This is a genomic window from Sphingomonas sp. BAUL-RG-20F-R05-02, from assembly GCF_022662305.1.
Classification (GTDB): domain Bacteria; phylum Pseudomonadota; class Alphaproteobacteria; order Sphingomonadales; family Sphingomonadaceae; genus Sphingomonas.
Genome location: NZ_JAKNQH010000004.1, coordinates 139,838 through 164,951 on the forward strand (window position 1 = coordinate 139,838; position 25,114 = coordinate 164,951).

The 25,114-nt window shown below is 65.8% G+C and carries 23 protein-coding genes; 9 read left to right on the forward strand and 14 right to left on the reverse strand.

The genetic code is table 11. The annotated features are described in order from the left end of the window. The first annotated feature begins 38 nt into the window (after positions 1 to 38). Positions 39 to 299, forward strand: a complete 261-nt coding sequence (locus tag L8F97_RS10805; RefSeq protein WP_242149384.1) for a DUF2171 domain-containing protein — start codon at positions 39 to 41, stop codon at positions 297 to 299. 164 nt (positions 300 to 463) lie between these two features. On the opposite strand, the gene L8F97_RS10810 is transcribed toward L8F97_RS10805, so the two are convergent. Together L8F97_RS10810 and L8F97_RS10815 are read right to left on the reverse strand one after the other, a co-directional pair. Further along, positions 464 to 2,386 carry a ribonucleoside-diphosphate reductase subunit alpha gene (locus tag L8F97_RS10810; protein WP_242149387.1) on the reverse strand — a complete coding sequence of 641 codons (1,923 nt, stop codon included), beginning with the start codon at positions 2,384 to 2,386 and terminating at the stop codon, positions 464 to 466. Positions 2,387 to 2,856: 470 nt separating this feature from the next. Beyond that, positions 2,857 to 5,037 (reverse strand): putative bifunctional diguanylate cyclase/phosphodiesterase, encoded by a 2,181-nt coding sequence (locus L8F97_RS10815; RefSeq protein ID WP_242149390.1) that lies wholly within the window; start codon positions 5,035 to 5,037, stop codon positions 2,857 to 2,859. A gap of 217 nt (positions 5,038 to 5,254) precedes the next feature. Between L8F97_RS10815 and L8F97_RS10820 the strand changes: the two genes are divergently transcribed. Then, positions 5,255 to 6,772 (forward strand): fumarate hydratase, encoded by a 1,518-nt coding sequence (locus L8F97_RS10820; protein ID WP_242149393.1) that lies wholly within the window; start codon positions 5,255 to 5,257, stop codon positions 6,770 to 6,772. 63 nt (positions 6,773 to 6,835) lie between these two features. Here L8F97_RS10820 and L8F97_RS10825 read toward each other — a convergent pair whose 3' ends face one another. After that, on the reverse strand, positions 6,836 to 7,645 hold the full coding sequence (locus L8F97_RS10825) for a class I SAM-dependent methyltransferase (protein ID WP_242149395.1): 810 nt from the start codon (positions 7,643 to 7,645) through the stop codon (positions 6,836 to 6,838). Between the two features lie 210 nt (positions 7,646 to 7,855). Between L8F97_RS10825 and L8F97_RS22615 the strand changes: the two genes are divergently transcribed. After that, a complete protein-coding gene (locus L8F97_RS22615) occupies positions 7,856 to 7,984 on the forward strand; it encodes a hypothetical protein (protein ID WP_277924901.1) in 129 nt (42 codons plus the stop codon). Between the two features lie 3 nt (positions 7,985 to 7,987). Continuing rightward, on the forward strand, positions 7,988 to 8,773 hold the full coding sequence (locus L8F97_RS10830) for an EamA family transporter (protein WP_242150140.1): 786 nt from the start codon (positions 7,988 to 7,990) through the stop codon (positions 8,771 to 8,773). Here the strand turns inward: L8F97_RS10830 and L8F97_RS10835 are convergent. Continuing rightward, complete coding sequence (locus L8F97_RS10835) at positions 8,770 to 9,273, reverse strand: hypothetical protein (RefSeq protein ID WP_242149398.1); 504 nt, start codon at positions 9,271 to 9,273, stop codon at positions 8,770 to 8,772. The two genes, L8F97_RS10830 and L8F97_RS10835, sit on opposite strands and share 4 nt — an antisense overlap. Continuing rightward, positions 9,270 to 9,509 carry a helix-turn-helix transcriptional regulator gene (locus L8F97_RS10840; RefSeq protein WP_242149400.1) on the reverse strand — a complete coding sequence of 80 codons (240 nt, stop codon included), beginning with the start codon at positions 9,507 to 9,509 and terminating at the stop codon, positions 9,270 to 9,272. Before L8F97_RS10840 ends, L8F97_RS10835 begins: the two co-directional genes overlap by 4 nt. 104 nt (positions 9,510 to 9,613) lie before the next feature. Between L8F97_RS10840 and L8F97_RS10845 the strand changes: the two genes are divergently transcribed. Then, entirely contained in the window at positions 9,614 to 10,798 is a 1,185-nt protein-coding gene (locus L8F97_RS10845) for an MBL fold metallo-hydrolase (protein WP_242149403.1), read from the forward strand. Positions 10,799 to 10,944: 146 nt separating this feature from the next. On the opposite strand, the gene L8F97_RS10850 is transcribed toward L8F97_RS10845, so the two are convergent. Together L8F97_RS10850 and L8F97_RS10855 are read right to left on the reverse strand one after the other, a co-directional pair. After that, positions 10,945 to 11,199 carry a GCG_CRPN prefix-to-repeats domain-containing protein gene (locus tag L8F97_RS10850; RefSeq protein WP_242149405.1) on the reverse strand — a complete coding sequence of 85 codons (255 nt, stop codon included), beginning with the start codon at positions 11,197 to 11,199 and terminating at the stop codon, positions 10,945 to 10,947. 79 nt (positions 11,200 to 11,278) lie between these two features. Continuing rightward, the gene (locus L8F97_RS10855; RefSeq protein WP_242149409.1) at positions 11,279 to 11,434 is read right to left on the reverse strand and encodes a DUF3617 domain-containing protein; all 156 of its coding nucleotides are present in this window, start codon (positions 11,432 to 11,434) and stop codon (positions 11,279 to 11,281) included. Between the two features lie 393 nt (positions 11,435 to 11,827). Here L8F97_RS10855 and uvrB point away from each other — a divergent pair, with 393 nt between their 5' ends. Beyond that, positions 11,828 to 14,038: an excinuclease ABC subunit UvrB gene (gene uvrB / locus L8F97_RS10860; RefSeq protein WP_242149411.1), complete on the forward strand. Its 2,211-nt coding sequence runs from the start codon at positions 11,828 to 11,830 to the stop codon at positions 14,036 to 14,038. 6 nt (positions 14,039 to 14,044) lie between these two features. Here the strand turns inward: uvrB and L8F97_RS10865 are convergent, their stop codons facing one another. After that, positions 14,045 to 14,647 carry a DedA family protein gene (locus tag L8F97_RS10865; RefSeq protein ID WP_242149414.1) on the reverse strand — a complete coding sequence of 201 codons (603 nt, stop codon included), beginning with the start codon at positions 14,645 to 14,647 and terminating at the stop codon, positions 14,045 to 14,047. Positions 14,648 to 14,732: 85 nt separating this feature from the next. Here L8F97_RS10865 and L8F97_RS10870 point away from each other — a divergent pair, with 85 nt between their 5' ends. After that, on the forward strand, positions 14,733 to 15,944 hold the full coding sequence (locus tag L8F97_RS10870) for a CaiB/BaiF CoA transferase family protein (protein WP_242149417.1): 1,212 nt from the start codon (positions 14,733 to 14,735) through the stop codon (positions 15,942 to 15,944). 3 nt (positions 15,945 to 15,947) lie between these two features. Here L8F97_RS10870 and L8F97_RS10875 read toward each other — a convergent pair whose 3' ends face one another. The 6 genes from L8F97_RS10875 to rsmI form a co-directional block, all read right to left on the reverse strand. Next, positions 15,948 to 16,400 carry a MaoC family dehydratase gene (locus tag L8F97_RS10875; protein WP_242149420.1) on the reverse strand — a complete coding sequence of 151 codons (453 nt, stop codon included), beginning with the start codon at positions 16,398 to 16,400 and terminating at the stop codon, positions 15,948 to 15,950. Next, positions 16,400 to 18,331 carry an acetyl/propionyl/methylcrotonyl-CoA carboxylase subunit alpha gene (locus tag L8F97_RS10880; RefSeq protein WP_242149423.1) on the reverse strand — a complete coding sequence of 644 codons (1,932 nt, stop codon included), beginning with the start codon at positions 18,329 to 18,331 and terminating at the stop codon, positions 16,400 to 16,402. Before L8F97_RS10880 ends, L8F97_RS10875 begins: the two co-directional genes overlap by 1 nt. A 5-nt stretch (positions 18,332 to 18,336) precedes the next feature. Continuing rightward, positions 18,337 to 19,938: a carboxyl transferase domain-containing protein gene (locus L8F97_RS10885; protein WP_242149426.1), complete on the reverse strand. Its 1,602-nt coding sequence runs from the start codon at positions 19,936 to 19,938 to the stop codon at positions 18,337 to 18,339. 100 nt (positions 19,939 to 20,038) lie between these two features. Then, positions 20,039 to 20,992, reverse strand: coding sequence for a glutathione synthase (gshB, locus tag L8F97_RS10890; RefSeq protein WP_242149449.1), 954 nt, complete (start codon positions 20,990 to 20,992; stop codon positions 20,039 to 20,041). Positions 20,993 to 21,035: 43 nt separating this feature from the next. Further along, positions 21,036 to 21,425: a YraN family protein gene (locus L8F97_RS10895; RefSeq protein ID WP_242149452.1), complete on the reverse strand. Its 390-nt coding sequence runs from the start codon at positions 21,423 to 21,425 to the stop codon at positions 21,036 to 21,038. Continuing rightward, positions 21,422 to 22,255 (reverse strand): 16S rRNA (cytidine(1402)-2'-O)-methyltransferase, encoded by an 834-nt coding sequence (rsmI, locus tag L8F97_RS10900; protein WP_242149455.1) that lies wholly within the window; start codon positions 22,253 to 22,255, stop codon positions 21,422 to 21,424. The genes L8F97_RS10895 and rsmI overlap by 4 nt, the downstream gene beginning before the upstream one ends. An 11-nt stretch (positions 22,256 to 22,266) precedes the next feature. Here rsmI and L8F97_RS10905 point away from each other — a divergent pair, with 11 nt between their 5' ends. Both L8F97_RS10905 and L8F97_RS10910 read left to right on the forward strand, forming a co-directional pair. Further along, entirely contained in the window at positions 22,267 to 23,469 is a 1,203-nt protein-coding gene (locus L8F97_RS10905) for a penicillin-binding protein activator (RefSeq protein WP_242149457.1), read from the forward strand. Continuing rightward, on the forward strand, positions 23,469 to 25,112 hold the full coding sequence (locus tag L8F97_RS10910; protein ID WP_242149459.1) for a helicase HerA-like domain-containing protein: 1,644 nt from the start codon (positions 23,469 to 23,471) through the stop codon (positions 25,110 to 25,112). Before L8F97_RS10905 ends, L8F97_RS10910 begins: the two co-directional genes overlap by 1 nt. Positions 25,113 to 25,114 lie beyond the last annotated feature (2 nt).

The window sequence follows — 25,114 nt, forward strand, 5'->3', positions numbered from 1 at the left end:
CGTTCACTCGCCGCAACCACAAAGCAGGAGCAATTCCCATGGCCGACGCAAGCGCAATCAAAGAGCATATGGAAGTCATCGGCGCCGACGGCGTGCATGTCGGCACGGTCGACCATGTCGAGGGTGACCGCATCAAGCTGACCAAGAAGGACAGCGGTGCGCAGGTCAAGGAAGGCAGCAGCGCGCATGAGGGGCATCACCACTTCATCTCGCTTGGCTTGGTCGCCGACGTCGAGGGCGACAAGGTTCGCCTGTCCGCCAATGGCGATGTCGCGGTGAGCTTCGAAGAAGAAGCCTAAGTCCGCGCCTGTCGGACGCGACAGCATTTTGCCCCCGGTCCGCGATACGCGGGCCGGGGGTTTTGCTGTGTACGTCGGATCGGTCGTCATCACTATCTTCCTCCGGGCACCCGCCCGCCGTGGTGCATCCCTGATCGGCTTGGGCCCATCAGGGACTCCCAACCTTACTGGCAGGCCAGACACTCGTCGTAATCGGTCGACTCGCCCAGCTCGAACTTGGGCGCATCAATCGTGTTGTCCGCTTCGACACCGCCCGCGAACCCGGCGCGCTGCACCGACTTGGAGCGCAGATAGTAGAGCGACTTGATGCCGAGCTCCCACGCGCGGAAGTGCAGCATCAGCAGATCCCACTTCTCGACATCGGCCGGGATGAACAGGTTGAGCGAGGTCGACTGGTCGATATACGGCGTACGATCCGCCTGAAGCTCGATCAGCCAGCGCTGGTCGATCTCGAAGCTGGTCTTGTAGCAGTCCTTTTCCTCAGATGAGAGGAAATCGAGGTGCTGCACCGAACCGCCGCGTTCGAGGATCGTGTTCCAGATCGCATCCGAGTTCTTCGATTTATCGATCAGCAGTTTCTTAAGATACGGATTCTTGATCGAGAAGCTGCCCGACAGCGTCTTGTGCGTGTAGATATTGGCCGGGATCGGCTCGATGCACGCACTGGTGCCGCCGCAGATGATCGAGATCGACGCGGTCGGCGCGATCGCCATCTTGCACGAGAACCGCTCCATCACGCCGCGATCGGCGGCGTCGGGGCAGGGGCCGCGCTCGACCGCGAGGTGCATCGACGCTTCGTCGACCTGCGCCTTGATGTGCTTGAACATGCGCAGGTTCCACGACTTCGCCATCGCACCCTCGAACGCGAGTCCGCGCGCCTGCAGGAACGAGTGGAAGCCCATTACGCCCAAGCCCACCGACCGCTCGCGCATCGCCGAATAAGCGGCACGCTCCATGCCCGGCTCGGCACGCTCGATAAAGTCCTGCAGAACGTTGTCGAGAAAACGCATCACGTCCTCGATAAAGCCCTTGGCGTCCTTCCACTGGTCCCACGTCTCGAGGTTGAGTGACGACAGGCAGCACACCGCCGTGCGTTCGTTGCCGAGGTGATCCTTGCCGGTCGGCAGCGTGATCTCGCTGCACAGGTTCGAGGTCGATACCTTGAGGCCAAGCTCACGGTGGTGCTTGGGCATGTTCTTGTTCACCTGATCGGCAAACACGATGTACGGCTCACCGGTGGCGAGGCGGGTTTCGACCAGCTTCTGGAATAGCGCGCGTGCATCGACCGTGCCACGCACCGAACCGTCCTTGGGGCTGAGCAGATCCCATTCCGCGCCGGCGCGGACCGCTTCCATGAAGGCATCGGGGATCAACACGCCGTGGTGGAGGTTCAGCGCCTTGCGGTTGAAATCGCCTGAGGGTTTGCGGATTTCGAGGAACTCCTCGATCTCTGGATGCGAGATGTCGAGATAGCACGCCGCCGAACCGCGCCGCAGCGAGCCCTGCGAAATCGCGAGCGTGAGGCTGTCCATCACGCGGACGAACGGGATGATGCCGCTGGTCTTGCCGTTGAGGCCGACCGGCTCACCGATACCGCGCACGTTGCCCCAATAGGTTCCGATGCCGCCGCCGCGCGAGGCGAGCCAGACGTTCTCGTTCCAGGTGTCGACGATGCCGTTGAGGCTGTCCGGCACAGAATTAAGGAAGCACGAGATCGGCAGGCCACGGCCCGTGCCGCCGTTCGACAGCACTGGCGTCGCCGGCATGAACCACAATTGCGAGATATAGTCGTACAGCCGCTGGGCATGGCCAGCATCGTCGGCATAGGCCGAGGCGACGCGCACGAACAGATCCTGGAACCGCTCGCCCGGCAGCAAATAGCGGTCGGTCAGCGTCTCCTTGCCGAAATCAGTGAGCAGCGCGTCACGCGAATGGTCGACCTCGACCGGGTAAAGCTGCGGCTTCACCGCCTTTGAATCGCCGCGTTCGGCCAGCTTGCGATCGGCGCCGTTGCTGTCGGGCCGGGTCGCTTCGATCGTGTCGGTCGCCATCGTTGCGCTCACTTCCTGGGTGTCCCTGAAATCCATCGGTCTCGCCCCTGTTCAAACTGTTGTAACGGAACCGTGTTCGCGGTCCGTTCCGAATCGGGGCCGTGCCCCATGCTATCATTCCGGGCGTTTCCCGGTGAGAACAAAATGAGGCCGCTTCCGCCCGGAAAGTGCCATCGGGCGTACCCCTGATATAGGGGCACACGCTGTGTTCTACCAGTTCTAGGGTGGTGCCCTCAACCTTACCCCTACAGATTGTGCCGGATCGCGTCAGACCGCAAGACGGTAAATGACAGACACGGGACTCCGTTCGTCGCGATTTTAGTGCGTGCGCTGGCCACGTCCGACCCCATTCGAAGCGCGACGCGTGGACTTCCGCCACGTCTACGAAACGCAAGAGAACGGATCGGGAAATCCACAGAAATCTTTTGCAGGTGATGCCGCCACCAGATGTCGTGGCAGGCGCCCGCAACCGCGCGTCATCGGCCGAACGGCGAAACCCTGTGACGTTAGCCGGTCTTGCGAACCGGGTGCGCGATCATCGGCGCGGCAAGCCGCTCCATGTTGAACGCCTGCTCGAATTCGAGACCGGCGCGCCCATCCGCAGCCCAGCGCAGCTTGGCGGCGAACATCTCGTTTTCGAGCAGTTCGATCATCACGTCCATGCCGACCGCCTGGCCGTCGACCTCGATGCCGTCGATCATCGCGCCGGTGGGGGACATGTTGCGGATGCGGATTTCGCCGATCGCCTCGCCGACGCGGATGCGCGCGGTGCGAATCATGGCATGGCGGGGCGGGCGGCTCTTGCGATGGCCGGAGGCGAGCGCCTTGCCACCTTGCGCGGCGAGTTGCAGTCGTACTTCCTCGGGCTGCGCCGCCTTGCCGTAGACCCAGCCCTGAATGTGGCTGCACCCCAGGGTGCGGATCAGGTCGATCTCGTCATGCGTCTCGACGCCCTCGGCGGTCGTCTCCATGCCGAGTGCGTCGGCAAGCGTCACGATCGCGCGAATGATCGCGGCGTTGCGGTTACCCGCCATCGCGGCGCCCCGCACGAAACTCTGGTCGATCTTGATCTTGTCGAACGGTGCTTTCTTCAGATAGCCGAGCGACGAGTATCCGGTGCCGAAATCGTCCAGCGCCAGCCGTACGCCGATCGCCTTCAGCGTGCGGAACATCTGTTCCGATGACGTGGTCTCGTCAAGGAACACGCCCTCGGTGATCTCGAGTTCAAGCCGGCCGGGCGCGATCCCCGACTTGGCGAGCGCGGAGGTGACAATGGTGGGCAGCGCGGGGTTGGCGAACTGGATCGGCGAGACGTTGACGGCCACGCGCACGTCAGCCGGCCACGTGGCTGCCTCCATGCAGGCGGTGCGCAACACCCACTCGCCGATCGCTTCGATCAACCCGCAATCCTCCGCCACCGGCACGAACTCGGCCGGCGAGATCAGCCCGCGCGTCGGATGCTCCCAGCGCAGCAGCGCCTCATAGCCGACGATCCGCTCGCTCGCCGTGCTGACCACCGGCTGATAGGCGACGTGGAACTGGTCAGCGGCGAGTGCATTGCGCAGATCGTCCTCGATCTGCTTGCGGCTGCGCGCACCGTCGAGCATGGCGGTCTTGAAAAAGCGGTGGATGCCGCGTCCATCGCCCTTTGCGCCGTAAAGTGCGAGATCCGCGTTGCGGACCAGCGTCTCGGCGTCGCCGCCGTTCTCCGGTGCGAGCGCGATGCCGATCGAACAGCCGATCGAGATCGAGGAGCCGTCGATCGAATAGGGCTGTGACAAGGCATCGATCACGGTGCGCGCAATGCTGCTCAGCGTATCCTGATTGGTTTCACCGGGCAGGATCACCTTGAACTCGTCGCCGCCCAATCGACCGACCAGCCCGCTGTCGCCGATGGCGCGCACCAGCCGCTGTGCAACCTGCTTCAGCAACGCATCTCCGGTCTGGTGGCCGAGCGTGTCGTTCACCGCCTTGAACCGGTCGAGATCTAGCAGGAACAACGCCGTGCCGCGCGCGCCGCTCGCTTGCGCCAGCGTCTGGTCGAGCCACTGCCGCATGCGCTGCCGGTTGGCGAGCCCGGTCAGGCTGTCGAACAGCGCCAGCCGCGCGATTTCGGCATCGGCGCGGCGGCGTTCGGTCAGATCGCTGCCGTTGCCGATGAAACCGAGGAAGATGCCGTCGACATCGGTGATCGGCCGTCCCGACATCGACCACCAGCGATCGAGCTTGCCCGCCACTGCCGGGCGAACCGAATAGTTGGAAAAGGCCGTGCGCGAGGCAAGGTGGAAGGCGATGGTCCGCTCGGTCTCCGCCGTGTTGGTGTCGACGCGGAACAGCGCGGTCATGGCGGCGCCGATCGCCGGCGCGCCGGGGGTGTCGAGTTCGGCGGCGACCTTGGCCGACAGGTAGGTAACGTTGCCGTCGCTGTCCGTCTGCCAGAACCAGCCGGTGCCCTGTTCCTCGAACTCCCGCACCAGCCGCGCCGCGACCCGGTCCGCCGTGTCGGCAAGGGCGAGCGGCTTGTGGACGCGCCGTGTGGTCAGGAACAGCACCGCGGCGACCGCTGCGACCAGCAACAGCGCGGCGACGGCCGCCAGCCACGCCTGACTCGCCATCGCCGCCGCGCTTGCAACGGCGACGCACAGGCATAGTGCTGCCGTACGAATGGGGCTGAGTGGCTGGAGCATCTGCGTGACCCTAGCCGCATGATCCTTGCCAATTGCTTGCGACACGCCGCTGAAACGATCGCGCCGGTGGATTTCTATGGTGAGCGACGCGTTTACCACGAGCGCCAGCCCGACTGCGCCGCGCCACCAGCGCGCGACGGGGCGCCGTGCAGGTCTTTCCCAATGCCGGCCAACTGGTCTAGTGCGGGTAGCTATTCTCCCTTCCCAGCGAGCAGCCATGACCACCATCATCCGCGAAGCCGACCTGATCGAGAGCGTCGCCGACGCGCTTCAGTTCATCTCTTTCTACCATCCGATGGATTACATCCGCGCGCTGGGTGATGCGTATGAGGCCGAACAAGGTCCGGCGGCGAAGGATGCGATCGCGCAGATCCTCACCAATTCGCGGATGTGCGCGGAGGGGCATCGCCCGATCTGCCAGGATACCGGCATCGTCAACGTGTTCGTCAAATGGGGTATGGACTGCCGCTTCGACGACACCTCGCGCTCGTTACAGGAGATCGTCGACGAGGGTGTGCGGCTGGCGTATCTCAACCCGGAGAACAAGCTGCGCGCCTCGGTGCTGGCCGATCCCGCCTTCACGCGTCGCAACACCAAGGACAATACGCCGAGCGTCCTGCACGTCGATATGGTGCCTGGTGACCGTGTTTCGGTCGATGTCGCGGCCAAGGGCGGTGGCAGCGAGAACAAGTCCAAGTTCAAGATGATGAACCCGAGCGACTCGATCGTCGACTGGGTGCTGGAGATGCTGCCGCAGATGGGCGCGGGCTGGTGCCCGCCCGGCATGCTAGGCATCGGCATCGGCGGCACGGCGGAACATTGCGTGCTGCTGGCGAAGAAGGCGCTGATGGAGCCGATCGACATGGGGCCGCTGAAGGCACGCGGGCCGCGCAACGATATCGAGGCGCTCAGGATTGAGATCTTCGACAAGGTCAACGCGCTCGGCATCGGCGCGCAGGGGCTGGGCGGCCTTTCGACCATTCTCGACGTCAAGATCCTCGACGCGCCGTGCCATGCGGCGGGCAAGCCGGTCGCGATGATCCCCAACTGCGCCGCGACCCGTCACGCGCACTTTACGCTGGACGGTTCCGGCCCGGCGTTCCTGGAAACGCCCAAGCTCGACGAGTGGCCGAAGGTCGACTGGAAGCCCGACGCCGCCGCCATCCGCGTCAACCTCGACACGCTCACGCCCGAGGAGGTGAAGGGTTGGAAGCAGGGCGACCGCCTGCTGCTCAACGGCAAGATGCTGACCGGCCGCGACGCCGCGCACAAGCGTATCAAGGATATGCTCGATGCCGGCGAACCGCTGCCGGTCGAGTTCAAGGGGCGGGTGATCTATTATGTCGGCCCGGTCGATCCGGTCGGCGAGGAAGTGGTCGGTCCGGCCGGCCCCACCACCGCAACGCGCATGGACAAGTTCATGCGCATGATGCTCGATCAGGGTCTGCTCGCCTGCGTCGGCAAGGCGGAGCGGGGTGCCGACGCCACCAAGGCGATCGCCGAGCATGAGAGTGCCTATCTGATGGCGGTTGGCGGGGCGGCGTATCTCGTCGCGCGCGCGATCAAGGTCTCGAAGGTGGTGGGCTTCGCCGATCTCGGCATGGAGGCGATCTACGAGTTCGAGGTGCAGGACTTCCCCGTCACGGTCGCGGTGGATTCGAGCGGTGCCAACGTCCACCAGCTCGCGCCGCTCGTCTGGAAGGAAAAGATCGCGCGCGAACGCCTGCTCGTGTGATCGTGAAAGGGGGTGATGGTGGTCGTTCCCTGCTCACAAAGCTCAAAGATCTAGGCGCGTGATCTACCGACGTTGCACGAAGACGAATAAAGTTTTGCGGCACCGGGCTGGAGCAATCGCCATCATTACCTGCCAAAATCGCGCGATGATAATCGAGCCGAAATGGTAAGATGGCGAACCATTCGCTGTGAACGCGTGATTGTAAAATCGTTCGGGGCCAAAAAACCTTCCAACGTCGTTCACTGTATTAAGTTGGTACGCGGTCTGGAATACATCGATCGACTGGCGGGTGTCTCTTGGTTCGGCAAGCGGGACGAGCTTTTCGTGCAGTCTGTTGGGCACCATTCGTACGCCGATCCCGACGTAGCCCCATTTGTTCGGCGTCCATGCGCAAAACCAGCCGCCCGGGCGGAGCACCCGATAGATTTCATCAACAACTTGCGCCGGATTGGCGACATGTTCCAGGACTGCAAAGGAGGTAATAATGTCGACACTGTTGTCGGGGAGCGGGATACGCCCCGTTGCATCAATGACATGTGCCTCGTCGACGAATGGGTTGGTAAGCACTGCGTCGTCGGGATCCACGGCGATGACTGTCTTGCAGCGGCCGCGGAAATCGAGAAGCGTCCGGAGGTGCCCGCTGACAGCTTCGATCTGGTGTCCCCGACCAGCCCCGAAGTCCATCACGACATGATGACTTTCCAGCAAATCCGCGACGATTGAATAGAACAGGAACTTGCCTTCGTCGCGAACGACACGGGAGAACCGACGCTCTGGATAGAGCTTCTGCAGGACGGTTTTCGGTTTGGAGGGCCGGATGAACTGCGGTGCGTCGGATGATCCCAGGCGAACCTGATCTTGCAGATCGGACATTGCTTATCCAGTACTGACGCCGTTCACAGGAACTTGGGGGAACAGATACTTGCATACCAAAGGAACGCAGGTGCTGCGGACGAACTCTGCGGCAGACCCAAAGTTTATGGCAGGTCTCTGCGGGCATTGTTTTCGTGACGCCAGCGGTCGCCGCCGTTTCAGAGGCTTTTCTTTGTTGTGCGCTGACATCCTATATCGATCGGCGGAGGCGTGATCGCCTCCATCTGGCTGCCCGCCACGCTCGCCGCCGGCGCGATGCAGGCGTGGCGGACGGCGGTGCAGCGCCGCGCCGCGCGCGAGCTGTCGATCAATGCGGCCGGGCTGGTGCGCTATCTCTAAGGCCTGCCGTTCGCGGTGGTGATGCTGCTTGTCTACCGCGCATTTGTCGCGCCCGGTGCGTGGCCCGGACTGGGCGGGCAGTTCTGGCTGTTTTGCCTGCTCGGCGCGATCGGGCAGATCGTCGCCACCAATCTGCTGCTGATGGCGTTCGACGAGGGCAATTTCGTCGTTGGGACCGCCTATTCCAAAACCGAGGCAGTGCAGGCGGCGATCTTCTCGGCGGTGCTGCTGCACGATCATCTCAGCCTGCTGACCTGGGGCGGCGTTACGCTTGGCGTGGTCGGGGTGATGGTGCTGGCGAGCGCCGGGCGGCGGATGGCGCCACTCGCCTTCGTGCGCGCGCTCGGGGAGCGTGCGGCCCGCTACGGCATAGCATCGGGTACGGTTTTCGCGCTGGCGGTCATCGCGATCCGCCGCACCACGTTCGAGGTTGCCACGCCCGACCATATCCTCGCCGCGCTGGTGACATTGGTTGCGACCGTGACGATCCAGACGATGCTACAAGGTGGCTACGTTCTGCTACGCGAACGCGGTGAACTGGTTCGCGTCGCCAGAAGCTGGCGCGTGTCGGGGCAGGTCGGGCTGTTGTCGTCGGTTGGATCGGCATGCTGGTTTACCGGCTTTGCAAGTGCGCCGGTCGCGCTGGTAAGGATCGTCGGGCAGGTCGAGGTCGCCTTCACGATGGCATTCGCACACTTCTACCTCGGCGAGCGAATGGCGCGCAGCGAAGTGGCGGGGCTGCTGATCGTCGCAACCGGCGTGGTGCTGGCGCTGGCGGGCGCGCGTTAGTCTTCGTCGTCGCGGAGGCGACGCTCGGTCCAACTGGCGATGCAGGTCGGCAGCGCGGAATAGAGCGCGGCGACATAGAAGGCGAGGTCGATGATCGTCTGCCGCAGCAAGTCCACATCCCAGTTTCCCACGATCGACAGCGCGACGATCGTCCACAATCCGGCGACCGCGACGACCGAGATTACCGATAGCGCGATGAGGAATGCGCGGGCGCGGTTGGCGCGTTCGCGTTCGTCGATCGGCTCTGTGCCGCCCCAGGGTTTGAGCGGGCCGAAGATCGGCATAAAATTGGCGATGCTGAACGCCGCGACCAGCACCGCGTAGCCCGGCCAGCGCAGCGCCGGCCAGAAGATCGCGACGATCAGCGCTCCGGTGGCGGCGACGATCGCCACGGTCGACCACATCCGCAGCGGTCGCCGGCGGGGCGGCGCGACGATCCCGGGGATGCCTGTCCAGCGCACGCTGTCATCGAGATACTGGGCGATCGTCTTGCGGGTCATGCGCGGTCTCCCGCCCGGCGCAGCGCAACGGCGACGGGTTCGAAGGGGGTTAGCGAAAACAGATCGTGGACGGAGACTCCGAACCGTGCGGCGATCCGCATCGCGAGTTCGAGGCTCGGCTTGTAGTCGCCGCGTTCGAGATAGCCGATCGTCTGCGCGTTGACGTCGACCGCCTCAGCCAGCGCCTTGCGTGTCATACCGCCTTCCGCGCGGAACAAAGCAATGCGGTTATACAAGTGGATGTCCTGCCAGCGTTACGAATCGTTGTGTATACACAACATAAATACATGTCCAGCGGTTCACGCTTGCGTGGCTCTGTTCCACCGGCCAAGGCCACGCGATGCGACTGGTTCGTCTCTTTTCGGCGGCAATCCTGTGGATCGTCGTCGTGCTGTGCCTGGCGTTCACGATCGTGCCGCGCTTCCTCGACGCGCGCTATTATCGTGGGCCGGTGAGCGGGCATTTCGACGGCAGCCGCTTCGCCAACCCGGATGGTGACGACACGTTCGCACCAACCGCTGCCGGCCCCGGCGGCAAAACCGGGCCGGCGCCCGGCTTCGGCATGATGGCGCGCTTCCTCACCGACAGCGATGGGCGCCCGGCATGGCCCGATCATGTCACCGTTCACCAGATCGCGCCGCCCGCTCGGGTGATGGGCCAAGCGATGGTGGCGACCTGGGTCGGCCATGCGACGGTGCTGGTGCAGACGCGGGGGCTCAATATCCTCACCGATCCGGTGTGGTCGAACCGCGCGGGGCCGCTTGGTTTCGGGCCGGCGCGCGTGGCGGCGCCCGGCATCGCGTTCGACCGATTGCCCAAGATCGACCTCGTGCTCGTCAGCCACGATCATTACGACCATATGGATCTGCCCACGCTCAAGCGTCTGTGGACGCGCGACAAGCCGCTGATCGTCACCAGCCTCGGCAACGACAGCGTGATCGGTCAGGTCGGCGTGCCCGCAACGGCGCGCGACTGGGGCGGGCGTGTGGAGGTTCGGCCGGGCATCGACGTAATCGTCACACGCGGCCACCATTGGGGCAGCCGCTGGTTCGCCGATCGCAACCGCGCCTTATGGTCGAGCTTCGTGGTGACGCTGCCGGGCGGCAACCTGTTCTTCGCAGGCGATACCGGCGCGGGCGATCTGCGCTGGGCGGACGAGGCGGCGGCTTACGGGCCGGTGCGGCTCGCGCTGATCCCGATCGGCGCATTCCGCTTCACCGCCGGGCAGATGGCGTCCGGCAGTCACATCGGTCCGATCGATGCTGTCGAGGCGTATCGCCGGCTAGGCGCATCGACCGGCATCGGCGTGCATTGGGGGACGTTCCGGCTGTCTTACGAAGCCTATGATACGCCGCCGCGCCTGCTGGCGGCGGTGGAGGCGTGCCGGGGCGTTCACGGGTTCGAGACGATCAGGCTGGGACAGCCGACGCGGATCGCACCCTATGCGCGGCCGGCGGTCACACCCGTTACGCCGGCGGCGGAGGCGTCTTGCCTCGCCTCATCAGCGGTACCCGATCTGCGCTAAGGCAACGCTCGCGGGAACAGCCCCGAACGTGAATGTGGCGCGGCGCCGGGCGCCGGGCGCCACGCCACATTGTTCAGTGTCTTTGCGCCGGTCGCTCGCGTTGCGAAGCTGGTGCTCCGCTTAGTCAGCGCCGGACACGATCACCCTTACCGGTAACGCCAGCCGCCATGCCACCGCGTGCGGTTGTGCCAATAGCGATGCCCATCCCAATAGCCCCGGCCATTGTAATAGCGATCCACCACCAGCGGACCCCGTTCGACGATCACCGGACCGCGGTTGACGCGGCAGTGGCCATAGGCGCCACGGTGCGCACCCGGCCCGCAGCCTTCGCGCGCGCTGGCGGCGGTGGTCGCGGTTAGGGCGACGCCAAGGGCGAGCGCGGCAGTTACAAGTTTACGCATACAGACCTCCATTAAGATCGAGGCCAAGAAAACGCAGGCGAAACGGTCTCGTTCCCGCAGAACCTTCGCGATTGCGCAATTAGCCGACTTTCGCGCCCGTTTCGTCGCCGCGACAGGCGCCAGTGCGTTTGCCGTCGATGGTGATCGTCATCTTCCGCAGTCCCGCCGCACCCGCTGCCTCGAAGGTGGAATGCAGGTCGAAATGGTAGCTGTCGGGTGTGTAGCTGCCAGCCATCCGCGCGACTTCATCGTGCCGACAGCCTCGTTGCACACCATCGCCGCATCGATCTTGCCACCGCGCAAAGTAAAATGTTCGTAAGTGCAGTGATGGCTTCGGGAGCGGTGAAGAAGCCGTGGTTCGTCTTCACATCCTCCAGGGTGACGCAGCGTTCGAACGGGTGTGGCTTCGTCATCCGTTCGATCACTTGCTTTGCACCTCGGCAACACTGGCATTGGGGGCCTTCACGGTCGGCTGCGACGATCCGCACGCGGCGAGCGGCACGATCAAAGCGGTAGCCGGCAGCAGACGCATCGCCGATTTGCCTGAAATTGGCCGTTGTCCGGTTTGTTTCACGTAGCCGTTCCCGCTTTGTTGCGACGGCACGCTGTACGACCCATATTAGCCCGCATGGCCATTCAGATTCGCACGACGCTTGACGAGCCCGAGACCGGGCAGACCTTCGTTCCGCATCGCCCGGCGCGCCCGCCCAAGGCTGGGGGCGGGCGGCCGTTCAAGCTGGTTTCCGAATATACCGCCGCTGGCGATCAGCCCGCCGCCATCGCCGAACTCGTCGCGCAGACGCAGGAGGGCGAGCGCGATCAGGTGCTGCTCGGCGTGACCGGATCGGGCAAGACCTTCACCATGGCCAAGGTGATCGAGGCGGTGCAGCGCCCGGCGCTGATCCTAGCGCCCAACAAGATCCTCGCCGCGCAATTGTACGGCGAGATGAAGTCGTTCTTCCCGGACAATGCGGTCGAATATTTCGTCAGCTATTACGACTACTATCAGCCCGAGGCGTATGTCGCCCGGTCGGACACGTATATCGAGAAGGAAAGCTCGACCAACGAGGCGATCGACCGGATGCGCCATTCCGCGACGCGCTCGCTGCTGGAGCGCGACGACGTCATCATCGTCGCGTCGGTCTCGTGCTTGTACGGTATCGGTTCGGTCGAGACCTATTCGGCGATGATCTTCGACCTCAAGAAAGGGCAGGTGGTCGATCAGCGCGAGATCGTGCGCAAGCTCGTCGCGTTGCAATACAAGCGCAACGACGCCGCCTTCGCGCGTGGCAACTTCCGGGTAAAGGGCGACAATCTCGAAATCTTCCCGTCGCATTACGAGGATACCGCCTGGCGCATCTCGTTCTTCGGTGACGATATCGAGGAGATCACCGAGTTCGACCCGCTCACCGGCAAGAAGGTGGCGAACCTCAACTCGATCCGCATCTACGCCAATTCGCACTATGTGACGCCGGGGCCTACGCTCAAGCAGGCGACCGAGGCGATCAAGCACGAACTGGCCGAACGGCTCAAGGAACTGATCCCTGAGGGCAAGCTGCTCGAAGCGCAGCGGCTGGAGCAGCGCACCAATTTCGATCTCGAGATGATCGCTGCAACCGGATCGTGCGCCGGCATCGAAAACTATTCGCGCTTCCTCACCGGGCGGATGCCGGGCGAGCCGCCGCCCACCTTGTTTGAATATCTGCCCGACAATTCGCTGCTGTTCGTCGACGAGAGCCACCAGACGATCGGCCAGATCAACGGCATGTCGCGCGGCGATCACCGTCGCAAGCTGACGCTCGCCGAATACGGCTTCCGCCTGCCGTCCGCGATCGACAACCGGCCGTTGCGCTTCAACGAATGGGAGGCAATGCGCCCGCAAACCACCTATGTCTCGGCGACGCCGGGCACGTGGGAGATGGAGCAGACCGGCGGCGTGTTTGTCGAACAGGTGATCCGCCCGACCGGGCTGATCGACCCGCCGGTCGAGATCAAGCCGGTCGAGGAGCAGGTGCAGGACTGCATCGTCGAATGCCGCAAGACGGCGGATCAGGGCTATCGCACGCTGGTCACCACGCTGACCAAGCGCATGGCGGAGGACCTTACCGAGTTCATGCACGAGGCGGGTCTCAAGGTCCGCTATATGCACTCCGACGTCGAGACGCTGGAGCGTATCGAGTTGATCCGCGACCTGCGGCTCGGCGTGTATGACGTGCTGGTCGGCATCAACCTGCTGCGCGAGGGGCTGGATATTCCGGAATGCGGGCTGGTGTGCATCATGGATGCGGACAAGGAAGGCTTCCTGCGGTCGGAAACCTCGTTGATCCAGACGATCGGCCGCGCCGCGCGCAACGTCGATGGTCGGGTGATCCTCTATGCCGATCGTATTACCGGCAGCATGGAGCGCGCGCTCAACGAGACGGATCGTCGCCGCGAGAAGCAGCGCGCCTATAACGAGGAACACGGCATCACGCCGTTCACGATCCGCCGCAACATCGGCGACATCATTCAGGACGTGTCGCAGCGCGATCAGGTCACCGTCGAGATCGACGAGGACCGTCCGCACATGGTCGGCCACAATCTGCGCGCGTATATCGAGGAACTGGAAAAGAAGATGCGCACCGCCGCCGCCGACCTCGAGTTCGAGGAAGCCGGCCGATTGCGCGACGAGATTCGTTCACTGGAGGCGGAGGAACTCGGACTGCCCGGCGCGGAACGCCCGGTCGCGCCGATCATGGGTCGCAGCAACGAGGGCAAGCCTGGTACGCGCAAAACACGCTACGGCAAGAGCCAGAAGATGCGCGGCGGTCTGCCGGGGGCAAGCCGGCGGTCGCGATAGGCTGGATCAGTCGCCGCGTGGTTTCCACGTGGCGACCCGCCACAGGTAGAGCACCGCCACCACCACCATGATCGCTACGCTGGCCGGGCCGAACCACGCCTCCAGCGTGCGGAAACGCGCGCCGAGGTACCAGCCCGCCCACGCCAGCAGCGTGTTCCAGATCGCCGCACCCGCCGTCGTCCACACCACGAACTTCCAGCGCGGCATGTGGGCCATGCCGGCGGGCAGCGACACGATCGTGCGAAACGCGGGCATGAAGCGGAACACGAACACCACCCATTCGCCGTGGCGCTGGAAGAAATCATGGATGCGTTCCACGTCGCGCCACTCGATCGTCAGCCAGCGGCCGAAGCGCTTCACCACCGGACGCAGCGGCGTGACGCCGAAGTGCCGGCCGAGCGCGTACCAGGCGTAATTCCCCGCCGTCGTGCCGAGCGTACCGGCGATAATCAATGGTACCATCGCCATCTTGCCGTGCGCCGCCGCGATGCCGCCCAGGCCCATGATGACCTCCGACGGAATCGGCGGAAAAATGTTCTCCAGCGCCATCATCAGGAAGATGCCGAGATAGCCGCTGCGGGCGATAAGCTGGACGATCAGGTCGGTCATGGCGGTGCAACGCCGCCTTACGCCGGGCGGGCGCATCACGCCACGCGATTTGGTTTGCGCAGCGAAGCGGCTATGCTGCGCGCGAATGACCGACCCGAACCTCCCGCGACCCGGCCCGCTCGCCGGTGTCACCGTGCTCGATTTCTCGCGCGTGCTCGCCGGGCCGTCCGCGTCGATGGCGTTGGCCGATCTGGGCGCGGCGATTATCAAGATCGAGCCGCCTGGCCATGGCGACGATACCCGCACCTTTCCGCCGATGCGCGACGGGGTGAGCCATTATTTCCTCGCCTATAATCGCGGCAAGCGCAGCATCGTCATCGACCTCAAGACGCCGGAGGGCATCGCGCTTGCCAAGGCGCTGGCGGCGAAGTGCGACATCCTGATCGAGAATTACCGGCCCGGCGTGATGGACCGGCTCGGGCTTGGGTATGAGGCGCTGCGGGCGATCAACCCGGGGCTGATCTATTGTGCGATCTCGGGCTTCGGGATGACCGGGCCGCTCGCCGACAAGCCGTCGTTCGATATCGTCACGCAGGCGCTGTCGGGGGCGCTCAGCATCAACGGCGAGCCGGGTGCGCTGCCGGTGCGGCTCGGGCTGCCGCTGGGCGATCTGGTCGGGGGGATCAACGGACCGATCGCGATCCTGGCGGCTTTGCACGAGCGCAATGCTACGGGCGAGGGGCGGCTGATCGACATCAGCCTGCTCGACGGGCTGATCGGGATGCTCGGCTATCTTGCGCAACTCGCCTTTTACACCGGCGAGAACCCGGCGCCGCAGGGGTCGCAGCACCCCAATCTCGTGCCGTACGGCGCGTTTCCCGCGCGCGACGGGTCGATCATCATCGCCTGCCTGACCAACGCCTTCTGGGTGCGGATCTGCGCGGCGATCGCGCGGCCGGAACTGGGCGCCGACGCGCGCTACGACAGCGCGGAGAAGCGCCGCGACGCACGTGGCGAGGTCAACGCGCTGATCGCCGCCTTCACCGAACGCCACGATCTCGCCGAGCTGCTGGCGATCTTCACCGCGCATCAGGTGCCGCATGCGCCGATCCTCGGCGTGGCGGAGGCGCTGGCCCAGCCGCAGGCGGTCGCGCGCGAGATGGTGGTGGAGGTCGATCACGCGACGCTCGGGCGGGTGCCGATCGTCAACAGCCCGTTCCGCTTCCCCGGCACGCCCGCACCGCAGCCGAGTGCGCCGCCCGATCTCGGCGAGCATACCGATGCGATCCTGCGCGAAATGCTCGGGCTGGGCGATGCGGAGATCACCGCCTTGCGCGACGGCGGGATCGTCGCCTGAGGCTTACGCCGCGCGTTTGCGCAGCATCGCCATGCGCAGGCAGCGGCACACCACCTCGTCTCGCTGGTTGAGCAGTTCGTGCGTGAAGGTGACGACGCCGGCTTCTGGCCGCGACTTGCTTTCGCGCAGGTCGGTCACCTCGCTGGTGGCGTGCATCGTGTCGCCGATGAACACCGGCTTGGGCATCACCAGTTTGTCGTAGCCGAGATTGGCGACCAGCGTGCCCAGCGTCGTGTCAGCCACACTTAGCCCCACCAGAAGCGCGAAGGTGAAGGTGCCGTTGACGAGGATCTGGCCGAACTCGGACGCCTTGGCCGCCTCCGCATCGATATGCAGCGGCTGCGGATTGTGCGTCATCACCGAGAACAGCAGATTGTCTGTTTCGGTGACGGTGCGGCGGATCTCATGCGCGATGCGGTCGCCGATCCGCCATTCGTCGAAATACCTGCCGGCCATCAGTCGTCCTCCGCCACGATGCGGGCGAGCAGCGCGTCGACCTGCACCTGCGCGCCCGCCTGCGCGTTGAGTTCGGCGACGATGCCGTCGAACGGCGCGGTGAGCGAATGCTCCATCTTCATCGCCTCCAGCGTCAGCAGGCGCTGGCCCTTGGTGACACGCTCGCCCGCCGCCACCTCGACCGCGATGATGCGGCCCGGCATGGGGGAGAGGATCGCACCAGAGCCGGCCGCGCCCGCGCCTGTGCCGTCGGTGCGCGCGATGGCGGCTAGGAACGACAGGCCATCGTCGTTGACCGCCACGCCGCTGGCGACGGGTTCGCCGATCACCGGCTTATGGTGCCACCCCTCCGGCAACATTACGCGGCGCAGGTGGCCATCGACCAGCACCGAGACATCGCGACTGGCCGGGGCGTTGGCCCGAAAGCCGATCGCGCCACGCCAGGGTGAAGGTTGTGGATGTGAGAGAAGGTTGCCGTCCCACGCCGTCAGCATCGTCGGTTCGCCATAATATTCCTGCGCGACGATCGCGGCGGCGGCCTGAAGCGCCATATCCTCGGTCGGCTCGGCGGGGGGGAGCAGGGCGTCGCCCTTGCGCGCAATGAAGCCCGTATCAACGTCGCCCGAACGAAAATCCGGATCGTCGAGCGCGCGCCACAGGAACGGCGCGTTGGTCTTGATCGGGTAGATGTCCGTCTCGGCACAGGCGCGCGCCAGCATCTCGCATGCTTCGTCGCGCGAGGCGGCGTGAGCGACAAGCTTGGCGATCATCGGATCGTAGAACGGCGAAACCTCGGCGCCTTCGTACACGCCGGTTTCGAGGCGGATATCCTGATGCTCGCGGAAGATCTCGAGATGCCCCACGCTCGGCAGGAACCCCTTCGCCGGGTCTTCCGCATAGAGCCGCGCTTCCAAAGCCCAGCCGGTGATGCTCAACTCATCCTGCCGCTTCGGCAACGGCTCGCCGGATGCCACGCGCAACTGCCATTCGACGAGATCGACGCCGGTGATTTCCTCCGTCACCGGATGTTCGACCTGCAACCGCGTGTTCATTTCCATGAACCAGATGCGGTCGGCGCGCAGGCCCTCGGAGGCGTCGGCGATGAACTCGATCGTGCCGGCGCCGACGTAATCGACTGCCGTCGCCGCCTTGACCGCTGCCGCGCACAGCTCGGCGCGGGTGGCGTCGTCCATGCCGGGGGCGGGGGCTTCCTCGATCACCTTCTGGTGGCGGCGTTGCAGCGAGCAGTCGCGCTCGAACAGGTGGACGATGTTGCCGTGGCTGTCGCCGAACACCTGCACCTCGATATGGCGCGGGCGCTGGATATATTTCTCGATCAGAACGTGCGCGTTGCCGAACGACGATGCCGCCTCGCGCTGGCACGAGGCGAGCGCGTCGGCAAAATCTTGCGGAGTTTCGACCAGCCGCATGCCCTTGCCGCCGCCGCCCGCCACCGCCTTGATGAGCACCGGGTAGCCGATCTTCGCGGCCTCAGCGGCGAGGAAGTCCGGCTCCTGCCGCTCGCCCATATAGCCGGGCGTGACGGGGACGCCCGCCGCCGCCATCAGTGTCTTGGCGGCGTCCTTGAGGCCCATCGCGGTGATGCTGGCGGGCTTCGGGCCGACCCAGACCAGCCCGGCGTCGATCACGCTTTGCGCGAACGCGGCGTTTTCGGAGAGGAAGCCGTAGCCGGGGTGGATCGCCTCTGCGCCGGTCGCCAGTGCGGCGGCGATGATCTTGTCGCCGACCAGATAGCTTTCGCGCGCCGGGGAGGGGCCGATATGCACCGCTTCGTCCGCCTGCCGGACGTGCAGCGCGTTCGCATCGGCGTCCGAATAGATCGCGACGGTGCGGATGCCGAGCGCGCGCGCGGTGCGGATGATGCGGCAGGCGATCTCGCCGCGATTGGCGATGAGGAGGGACTGGATCATGGGCATCACATCCTGAACACGCCGAAGGCGGGCCGCTCGGGGATCGGCGCCTCCAGCGTCGCGGCGAGCGCGAGGCCGAGCACGTCACGGGTCTGCACCGGATCGATCACGCCGTCGTCCCACAGCCGGGCGGTGGCGTAATAGGGGTTGCCCTCATCCTCGTACTTCTGGCGGACCGGGGCCTTGAACGCCTCGGCCTGTTCCGGCGTCCAGCTCGCGGCATCGCGGTGGACGGTGGCGAGCACCGACGCGGCCTGTTCGCCGCCCATCACCGAGATGCGCGCGTTCGGCCAGGTGAACAGGAAGCGCGGATCGTAGGCGCGCCCGCACATGCCGTAATTGCCCGCGCCGAAGCTGCCGCCGATCAGCACGGTCAGCTTGGGCACGGTCGCGGTCGCCACCGCCGTCACCAGCTTGGCGCCGTGCTTGGCGATGCCTTCGGCCTCATATTTGCCACCGACCATGAAGCCGGAGATGTTCTGGAGGAACAGCAAGGGCACGCGCCGCTGGCACGCCAGTTCGATGAAGTGCGCACCCTTCTGCGCGCTTTCCGAGAACAGCACGCCGTTGTTGGCGAGGATCGCGACCGGCATCCCCCAGATATGCGCGAAACCGCACACCAGCGACGATCCGTACAGCGCCTTGAACTCGTGGAACTCGGAAGCATCGACCAGCCGGGCGATCACCTCATGCACGTCATAGGGTGCGCGCACGTCCTCGGGCACGACCGCGTAGAGATCCTCCGCCGGATATTTCGGCAGACGCGGCGCTTTCACCGGCAGGCCATGCGCGTGCACCGGGCCGAGGTGCGAGACGATATCGCGCACGATGGTCAGCGCGTGTTCGTCATTCTCGGCGAGGTGATCGGCCACGCCCGATTTGCGGGTGTGGAGTTCGCCACCGCCAAGATCTTCGGCCGAGATCACCTCGCCCGTCGCCGCCTGTACGAGCGGTGGGCCGGCGAGGAAGATCGTGCCTTGTCCGCGCACGATCACCGTCTCGTCGCTCATCGCGGGCACATAGGCGCCGCCGGCGGTGCACGATCCCATCACGCATGCGATCTGGGCGATGCCTTTCGCGCTCATGTTGGCCTGGTTGAAGAAGATGCGGCCGAAATGCTCGCGGTCGGGGAATACCTCGGCGTGGTGCGGCAGGTTGGCGCCGCCCGAATCGACCAGATAGATGCATGGCAGCCGGTTCGCCTCGGCGATCGCCTGCGCGCGCAGATGCTTCTTCACGGTGAGCGGGTAATAGGTGCCGCCCTTCACCGTGGCGTCGTTGCACACAATCATGCACTGGCGCCCGGAGACGCGGCCGATGCCGGCGATCACGCCCGCGCCGGGCACCTCGTCGCCGTACAGGCCATTCGCGGCAAGCTGGCCGATTTCCAGGAACGGCGAACCGGGATCGAGCAGGCGTTCGACCCGGTCGCGCGGGAGCAGTTTGCCGCGCGCGGCGTGACGATCGCGCGACGCCGCGCTGCCGCCAAGCGCGGCGGTGGCGACGCGTTCGCGTAATTCCGTGGCGAGCGCGCGGTTGTGCGCCGCCCGCGCGCGCGACGCATCGCTATCAGGGTCGAGCGCGGTGGGTAGTACGGGTGCGCTCATACGGTACCGGGCATTGCAGCCATCATCCTCTCCGTCGTGCCGTCATGCGGCCGTATCATCTGTTACGACCGTGGCAGAAAACGCGCGAGGCCGCAAAGGGTCAGCGCGCCGCCACCTTGCGTTCGATCGCATCCCAGATCAGCCCGGCGACATCGGTGCCGTCGAATGTCTCGATCGCTACGATGCCGGTCGGCGAGGTGACGTTAATCTCGGTCAGCCACTTGCCGCCGATCACGTCGATGCCGACGAACAGCAGTCCGCGCCGCTTCAGTTCCGGGCCGAGTTCGGCGCAGATCGCCACCTCTTCCGGCGTCAGCACGGTCTGCACCGCCGACCCGCCAACCGCGAGGTTGGAGCGGATCTCGCCCTCGCCGGGCAAGCGGTTGATCGCGCCCGCAACCTCGCCGTCGATCAGGACGATACGCTTGTCGCCCTTCGCCACGTCCGGAAGGAACGCCTGCACCATATGCGGCTCGCGCCAGGTCTGGTTGAACACCTCGATCAGCGCGGACAGGTTGGCGCCGTCGCTGCCGATCTTGAAGATCGCCTTGCCGCCGTTGCCGTGCAGCGGTTTCAGCACGATCTCGCCGTGCTGCGCGAGGAAGGCGCGCGCTTCGTCGAGGCTGCGGGTGATGAGCGTCGGCGGCATGAAGTGCGCGTAATCGAGCACGAACACCTTTTCCGGCGCGTTGCGGACATTGGCGGGATCGTTGACGACCAGCGTCTTGTCGGCGATCCGTTCGAGCAGGTGGGTAGCGGTGATGTAGCCAAGGTCGAACGGCGGGTCCTGCCGCATCAGCACCACGTCGGCGTCGTCGCCGAGATCGAGCTTCACCGGATCGCCGAAGCGGAAGTGGTCGCCGCTCACGCGCTGCACGGTGACCGGGTGCGCGAGCGCCCACACCCGGCCATCGGCGTAGTTGAGCGCGTCCGCCGTATAGTGGAACAGCCGGTGCCCGCGCGCCTGCGCGGAGAGCATCAGCGCGAAGCTCGAATCGCCCGCGATGTTGATCTGGTCGATCGGGTCCATCTGGACGGCGACGGTCAGGCTCATTCGATACTCTCCCTGTTCGGTCGCTGCCATCTAGGTGCGATCGTCACCCGATCCAAGCATTCTCGATGTGGCGCAGCGTCGTGCCGCGCGCGATGAGGATGACGTCGACGCGGATGTCGTCGCCGGGGCCGGCATAGTCCGCCATCAGCACCTCGGCGGCAGCCGCCACGCGGGCGAGGCGACGCTGGTCGATCGCCATGTCGAGTTCGGCGCTGGTGCGGCGCAATTTCACCTCGACGAATGCGATTAGACCCGGGCGGCGTGCGATCAGGTCGACCTCGCCCGCCTTGGTGCGGACGCGGCGGGCCACGATCTGCCAGCCTTTCAGCCGCAGCCACCACGCCGCGATGCGCTCGCCGCGCCGTCCGGCTGCCTCGGCGGCAAGGCGTTTGGGCGAGGGTGGAGGCTTGAGGCGGGCCGGCGGGCGGCTCACCCCTTCATTTCCAGCGCGCGGGCGTAAAGTGCCTTGCGGTCCAGCCCGAGCTTCTTCGCGACCTCACCCGCCGCCTTGGACGCGGGCAGCCGCTCCAGCGCCTCCGCCAGCGCCGCATCGGCATCCTCCGCGCTTGCCGCTTCCGGCTCCCCCGGAGGCGCGACGACGATGACGATCTCGCCCCGGGGCGGCGCATCGGCGTAGCGCGCGGCGAGCGCGGACAGCGAATCGGTGACCGCTTCCTCGAACTTCTTGGTGATTTCGCGCGCCACCGCCGCGTCGCGGTTCCCGAGACCCTCCGCCAGCGCCGCCAGCGTGATCGCGAGGCGTGGCCCCGATTCGTACAGCACCAACGTCGCGCGGATCGCCGCCACTTCCGCGATGGCGGCGGCGCGGGCGACCGCCTTGGGCGGCAGGAAGCCGAGAAAGAAGAACCGGTCGGTCGGCAATCCCGCCAGCGTCAGCGCGGCGATCGCGGCGCACGGGCCGGGGATCGTCACCACCGCATGCCCCGCCGCGCGGGCATCGCGCACCAGTTTGTAGCCGGGGTCCGAGATCAGCGGCGTGCCAGCGTCCGAAACCAACGCGACCGCCTCCATCCCCATCCGCGCCACCAGACCCGGCCGCACCCCTTCGGCATTGTGATCGTGATACGGCGTCATCGGCCGCTTCACGCCGATGTGGCGGAGCAACCCGGCGGTCACGCGTGAGTCCTCGACAGCTATTACGGCTGCGTTGGCGAGGATGTGCGCGGCACGCGGCGACAGATCACCGAGATTGCCGATCGGGGTGGCTACGATATAGAGGCCGGGTTCGAGTTCAGCGTTCATCGGAGGGGTTCATGACAGACGGGGCAAGGGTACGGCAACCGGGCAAGCGGTTGATCCACGCGATCGTCTCGTGGGGCGTCGTCGGGGGCGCGATGCTGCTGGCCGGCTGCGACACGGTGGTGCCACGCGGTCCGACCACTCCGAGCCGCCGTCCGCCGCCGCCGCGCCAGCAGCCGGTGCGGATCGAACCCGGCATCCCGGTCGACACCGAGCGGCACCGTGTCGCGCTGCTGGTGCCGCTGTCCGGCCCGAACGCAGGCGTTGGCCAGAGCCTCGCCAACGCGACGCAGATGGCGCTGCTCGATTCAAACAACCAGCGTATCCGCATCACCACCTATGATACCAACCTCGGCGCCGCCGCCGCCGCGCAGCGCGCGATCTCCGAGGGCAACCGGTTGATCCTCGGGCCGTTGCTCGGCGAAGATGTGCGCGCGGTCACGCCGCTCGCGCATCGTTCCGGCGTGCCGGTGGTCGCCTTCTCGAACGATTCGTCGGCGGCGGGGCAGGGTGCGTATCTGATGGGCTATGCGCCGGCGCAGTCGATCGCGCGCGTGGTCGAGTACGCCAAGGGGCAGGGCATCACCAGCTTCGCCGGACTGGTGCCGAACGGCACCTATGGCGAGCGTGCATCCACCGCGTTCCTGCGCTCGGTGGAAAGCGCCGGTGGGCAGGTCACCTCGCTCCAGACCTATCAGCGTGTGCCCGGCTCGATCACCGCCGCGATCACCAAGATGGCGAAGGACTCGCCGTATCAGGCGGTGCTGATCGCCGACAACGCCAACACCGCGTCCACCGCCGTGCCGGTGCTGCGCCGAATGGGGGCGGGGGGCGCGCATGTGCTCGGCACCGAACTCTGGAACACGGACAATTCGATCGCGAGCAAGGCCGCGCTCGACGGTGCGTGGTATGCCGCCGTATCGAACGGCCTGTACCGGCAATATGTCGCCAAATACCGCGCCCGGTTCGGGAACGCGCCCTACCGCCTGTCGAGCCTGGGCTATGACGCGGTGCTGCTGACGATCCGCATTGCGCAGGACTGGCGGATCGGCACGCCGTTCCCCGAGCGGCGGCTGACCGACGCGGGCGGATTCTCTGGCATCGATGGCGCATTCCGCTTCGGTCGCGACGGCGTGGCCGAGCGCGCGCTTGAGGTGGAGGAGATCCGCGGGGGCAGCGTCGTCACCGTATCGCCCGCACCGCGCGGCTTCGAGTGATGGCGGACGGCGGCATCTTCATCGGCGCGGACGCGGGCGGCGCCAATCCGCAGACACTTGAGCTGAAGCGCGCCAATCGCCACGGCCTGATCGCCGGCGCGACCGGTACCGGCAAGACCGTGACGATCCAGGGCATCATCGAAGGCTTCTCGGCCGCCGGAGTGCCGTGCTTCGTGGCGGACGTGAAGGGCGACCTCTCCGGCCTCGCCATGGCCGGGTCGTCGCAGGCCAAGACCCACGACGCCTTCGCGGCGCGCGCCAAGGCGATCGGCGACGACACCTGGACCTATGGCGACAACCCGGTGCAATTCTGGGATCTGTACGGCGAGCAGGGCCACCCGATCCGCACCACCATCTCCGAGATGGGGCCGTTGCTGCTCGCCCGGCTGATGGACCTGAACGCGGTGCAGGAGGGGGTGCTGACCATCGCCTTCCACGTCGCCGACAAGGAAGGGCTGCTGCTGCTCGATCTCGACGATCTCCAGTCGATGCTGAGCTATTGCGCCACCCGTGCCGATGAGCTGACCACCGCCTACGGCAACGTCTCCAAGCAATCGATCGGCGCGATCCAGCGCGCCCTGCTGCAATTGCGCTCACAGGGAGCGGAGAACTTCTTCGGCGAGCCGGCCCTGGCGATGGCCGATTTCATCGCACTCGACGACAAGGGGCGGGGCGTCGTAAACATCCTCGCCGCCGACAAATTGATGCAGAGCCCGAAGCTCTACGCCACCTTCCTGTTATGGCTGATGAGTGAGCTGTTCGAGCATCTTCCCGAAGTCGGCGATCCCGACAAGCCGGTGCTGTGCTTCTTCTTCGACGAAGCGCATCTGCTGTTCGACAACGCGCCGAAAGCCTTGCTGGAGAAGATCGAGCAGGTCGTCCGCCTGATCCGATCCAAGGGCGTTGGCGTCTATTTCATCACACAGAACCCAATCGACGTGCCCGACACGGTCGCGGGGCAGCTCGGCAACCGCGTGCAACACGCGCTGCGCGCGTTCACCCCGCGCGATCAGGCGGCGGTCAAAGCGGCGGCGACCACGTTCCGCGCCAATCCGGGCGTCGATGTCGAAAGCGCGATCACCGAACTGAAGGTGGGCGAGGCGCTCGTCTCGCTGCTGCTGCCGGACGGTGCGCCCGCACCGGTGCAACGCACGCTCATCAAGCCGCCCGCCTCGCGCGTCGGGCCGATCACGCCGGCCGAGCGGAAAGTGTTGATCGAGACGGATGCGATCGGCGCGAAATACGACACGCTGGTCAACCGCGAATCGTGTGAGGAAATCCTCGCCGCCAAATCGCAGGAGGCCAGCGCCGCCGCCGCCGAAGCCAGTGCCAAGGATGCCGCCGACAAGGCCGCCGCCGCACAGGCCAAGGACGACGCGCGCGCCGCCAAGGACGCCGAACGCGCGAAGATCGCCGCCGATCGCGCCACCGCAGCGCAGGCGAAGGCCGCCGCCAACAGCCCGTGGGCGAAGATCGCCACCACTGCCGCCCGCACCGCAACATCTACGATCACGCGGCAGGTCGCCAATCAGGTCGCCAAGGAGGTGTTCGGCACCGGCTCCCGGCGTGGGTCGAGCGCGGGCGGTGATATCCTCGGCGGGATTGTGCGCGGCGTGTTGGGCGGGATCTTCAAGGGGCGATAGCG

What these genes read in the sequence shown, in the direction of transcription:
- rsmI (WP_242149455.1), bottom strand. Translation starts at nt 22,255, where the DNA reads ATGAACGCTGAACTCGAACCCGGCCTCTATATCGTAGCCACCCCGATC.
- L8F97_RS10910 (WP_242149459.1), top strand. Translation starts at nt 23,469, where the DNA reads ATGGCGGACGGCGGCATCTTCATCGGCGCGGACGCGGGCGGCGCCAAT.
- L8F97_RS10850 (WP_242149405.1), bottom strand. Translation starts at nt 11,199, where the DNA reads ATGCGTAAACTTGTAACTGCCGCGCTCGCCCTTGGCGTCGCCCTAACC.
- L8F97_RS10875 (WP_242149420.1), bottom strand. Translation starts at nt 16,400, where the DNA reads ATGGCCGGCAGGTATTTCGACGAATGGCGGATCGGCGACCGCATCGCG.
- L8F97_RS10835 (WP_242149398.1), bottom strand. Translation starts at nt 9,273, where the DNA reads ATGACCCGCAAGACGATCGCCCAGTATCTCGATGACAGCGTGCGCTGG.
- L8F97_RS10885 (WP_242149426.1), bottom strand. Translation starts at nt 19,938, where the DNA reads ATGAGCGCACCCGTACTACCCACCGCGCTCGACCCTGATAGCGATGCG.
- L8F97_RS10810 (WP_242149387.1), bottom strand. Translation starts at nt 2,386, where the DNA reads ATGGATTTCAGGGACACCCAGGAAGTGAGCGCAACGATGGCGACCGAC.
- L8F97_RS10855 (WP_242149409.1), bottom strand. Translation starts at nt 11,434, where the DNA reads ATGGCTGGCAGCTACACACCCGACAGCTACCATTTCGACCTGCATTCC.
- L8F97_RS10820 (WP_242149393.1), top strand. Translation starts at nt 5,255, where the DNA reads ATGACCACCATCATCCGCGAAGCCGACCTGATCGAGAGCGTCGCCGAC.
- L8F97_RS10805 (WP_242149384.1), top strand. Translation starts at nt 39, where the DNA reads ATGGCCGACGCAAGCGCAATCAAAGAGCATATGGAAGTCATCGGCGCC.
- L8F97_RS10825 (WP_242149395.1), bottom strand. Translation starts at nt 7,645, where the DNA reads ATGTCCGATCTGCAAGATCAGGTTCGCCTGGGATCATCCGACGCACCG.
- gshB (WP_242149449.1), bottom strand. Translation starts at nt 20,992, where the DNA reads ATGAGCCTGACCGTCGCCGTCCAGATGGACCCGATCGACCAGATCAAC.
- L8F97_RS10815 (WP_242149390.1), bottom strand. Translation starts at nt 5,037, where the DNA reads ATGCTCCAGCCACTCAGCCCCATTCGTACGGCAGCACTATGCCTGTGC.
- L8F97_RS10845 (WP_242149403.1), top strand. Translation starts at nt 9,614, where the DNA reads ATGCGACTGGTTCGTCTCTTTTCGGCGGCAATCCTGTGGATCGTCGTC.
- uvrB (WP_242149411.1), top strand. Translation starts at nt 11,828, where the DNA reads ATGGCCATTCAGATTCGCACGACGCTTGACGAGCCCGAGACCGGGCAG.
- L8F97_RS10905 (WP_242149457.1), top strand. Translation starts at nt 22,267, where the DNA reads ATGACAGACGGGGCAAGGGTACGGCAACCGGGCAAGCGGTTGATCCAC.
- L8F97_RS10880 (WP_242149423.1), bottom strand. Translation starts at nt 18,331, where the DNA reads ATGATCCAGTCCCTCCTCATCGCCAATCGCGGCGAGATCGCCTGCCGC.
- L8F97_RS10870 (WP_242149417.1), top strand. Translation starts at nt 14,733, where the DNA reads ATGACCGACCCGAACCTCCCGCGACCCGGCCCGCTCGCCGGTGTCACC.
- L8F97_RS10865 (WP_242149414.1), bottom strand. Translation starts at nt 14,647, where the DNA reads ATGACCGACCTGATCGTCCAGCTTATCGCCCGCAGCGGCTATCTCGGC.